The organism is Micromonospora sp. ATA51 (genome assembly GCF_016802855.1).
In the GTDB taxonomy this organism is placed as follows: Bacteria; Actinomycetota; Actinomycetes; order Mycobacteriales; family Micromonosporaceae; genus Micromonospora; species Micromonospora sicca.
In genome coordinates this window covers 1-2,489 of record NZ_JAEVHJ010000550.1, presented here as the reverse complement: position 1 = coordinate 2,489, position 2,489 = coordinate 1, and the positions used below count along the sequence as shown (strand labels likewise).

Genomic DNA, 2,489 nt, shown 5'->3' with positions numbered 1-2,489 from the left:
GACCTGGATCTTCGCCATGATGGCCGCGTCCGCGGTGGGCCTGGTGGTGTTCGCCGCCCACCAGCGGCGGCGATCCGCCCAGGGCGGCTCGCCGCTGGTCGGGAGCAGGCCCGCGCCGCCGCCCCGGTGCTCGCCGGGCTGCGCCCGGACCGCCATCGTCGCCAGCGACCTGCGCCGCGCCGCGGGCACCGCCGCCGCGCTCGCCGCGCTGACCGGGCTGCCGGTCCGCGCCGACGCCCGGCTTCGGGAGCGGCACTTCGGCGACTGGCAGGGCCTCGCCCTCACCGAGGTCGCCGAGCGGTTCCCCGAGGAGTACGCCCGCTGGCGCGCCGGCGACCCAGACCCGGGCTCCGGGATCGAGAGCCTCCACGACCTGGGCAAGCGGATCGGCGCCGCCTTCCAGGACGCGGCCGACCTCGCCGTCGGCGGCACCGTGGTGGTGACCACTCACGGCGGCGGCGCCCGGCAGGGCGTCGGGCACCTGCTCGGCTGGGACCACGCGGTGCTGCGCAGCGTCGGCTCCCTGTCCAACTGCCACTGGACCGAGCTGCGCCACGACGATGTCCGGGGCTGGCACCTGCGCGCCCACAATGTCGGCCTGATCACGCAGCCGGCGCTGACCGAGGCGGTCTGACCGAACGGCCCCGGCACGCCGCGACGACATCGGCTAGCGTGCCGGGCATGCCCGTCGCGGTCGTCACCGACTCCACCGCCTACCTCCCGCCCGAGCTGGTGCGCGCGCACCGGCTCACCGTCGTCCCGCTGACCGTCGTGCTCAACGGGGCCGAGGGGCTGGAGGGGGTGGAGACCTCCCCGGCCGACGCCACCCAGGCGCTGGGCGGGCGGCGGGTCTCGGTGAGCACCTCCCGGCCGTCGCCGGAGCAGTTCGCCCAGGTCTACCGTTCGCTGCTCGCCGGAGGCGCCGACGGGGTCGTCTCGGTGCACCTCTCCGCCGAACTCTCCGGCACGGTGGAGGCGGCCCGGCTGGCCGCCGCCGAGGTCGGCGACCGGGTCGCGGTGGTCGACAGCCGTTCCACCGGAATGGGTCTCGGCTTCCCGGTGCTCGCCGCCGCCGCGGCCGCCGCGCGCGGCGCCGACCTCGCCGCCGTACGGCAGGCCGCGCTGGACGCGGTCGACCGGACCACCATCTTCTTCTACGTCGACACGCTGGAGTTCCTGCGGCGGGGTGGCCGGATCAATGCCGCCGAGGCGCTGTTCGGCACCGCCCTGTCGGTGAAGCCGATCATGCACATGCCGGACGGCGCGATCGTGGTGAAGGACAAGGTGCGCACCGCCAGCCGGGGCGTGGCCCGCCTGATCGACCTGGCGGTCGAGGCGGCCGGCGACGCCGAGGTGGACCTCGGCGTGCACCACCTCGCCGCACCGCAGCGCGCCGAACAACTGGTCGCGGCGCTGACCGACCGGCTCGGCGACCGCCTCCACGACACGTACGTCTCCGAGGCCGGCGCGGTGGTCGCCGCGCACGCCGGACCGGGCCTGGCCTGCGTGGTGATCCACCGCCGATCCGGGCCGGACGCGTCGCCCGAGGGCTGACCGGATCCCACGTGGTGACCGGCGGGGCGGGCTGTCGGCCGGGCGCGCCTGTCGGAATCCCGGTGCGGTCCGCGTCCGCCTGTTACCACGTCGCCGCATGATCAGGGCGTTGTCCACAGGGGACGTGTTCGTCCACAGGGGGCACGCGCGGGCCTGAGCGCAGCGGCCTGCCCGCCCTAGCCTCGCGTCGTGCCAGATGACCAGGAGAGCCGGGTACGGCAGCGGCTGTCCCGCCTGTTCGACCCGTCGCCGACGGTCACGGCCGACCCGTATCCGGGCTCGCCGGCGCCCACCGACCACCACGGCACCGGTCCCGACCCGGCGGCCCACCCCCACCCTCGGCCGGTCGGTCCGGCGGCCGCGATCGATCCCGATTGGCCGACGTTCGACCTGCTTCCCCCGAGCCGGTTCGAACGGCCCGTGCCGGACCCGTTCCCCGAACCGGTCCCGGCTGCCGGGTCGGAGGAGTCGCCCGGCTCGGTCCCGCCGGAGCTGCGCGGATCGTCGAACGCCGGCCCGCGCCGCCGGTCCGCCCCGCGCCGGTCCGCCCCACCCCAGGTCGCCGTCGGGAATCAGTTCATCCTCTCCCCGGCCCCGGAGCGGCTCGCCTCGTCCCCGGTCGTCGACGGAGGCGACGAGGAACCCGAGCGCCGAGCCTCGCTGCTACCCGGCCCGGGCGCCTTCGACCCCGGGCGACGCGGAGTGCGGGCCCTGGCCGCCGTCGCCCTGGTCGTGGTGCTCGGTGCCGCACTCTGGGCCTGGCGGTCCCGGCCGCACGCCGAGCCCGTCCGGCCGGTGTCGACGATCGCCGCGCCGACGAGCCGTCCCCGGCCGGCTCGTCCGGCGCGGCGAACGGCCAACTCGTGGTCGCGGTCGCCGGCAAGGTGCGCCGCCCCGGCCTGGTCCGGGTGCCGGCAGGCTCCCGGGTCGCCGAC

At 76.8% G+C, this 2,489-nt stretch carries 1 protein-coding gene and 2 pseudogenes; all 3 read left to right on the top strand.

Features of this window, described 5'->3' with window-relative positions:
• Positions 1 to 96 precede the first annotated feature (96 nt).
• Positions 97 to 634: pseudogene (locus tag JNW87_RS37525) on the top strand (histidine phosphatase family protein); the annotation flags it as partial.
• A 47-nt stretch (positions 635 to 681) separates the two neighbouring features.
• A complete protein-coding gene (locus tag JNW87_RS37520; protein ID WP_109802056.1) occupies positions 682 to 1,554 on the top strand; it encodes a DegV family protein in 873 nt (290 codons plus the stop codon).
• Between the two features lie 189 nt (positions 1,555 to 1,743).
• Positions 1,744 to 2,489, top strand: a pseudogene (locus tag JNW87_RS41895) (hypothetical protein); the annotation flags it as partial.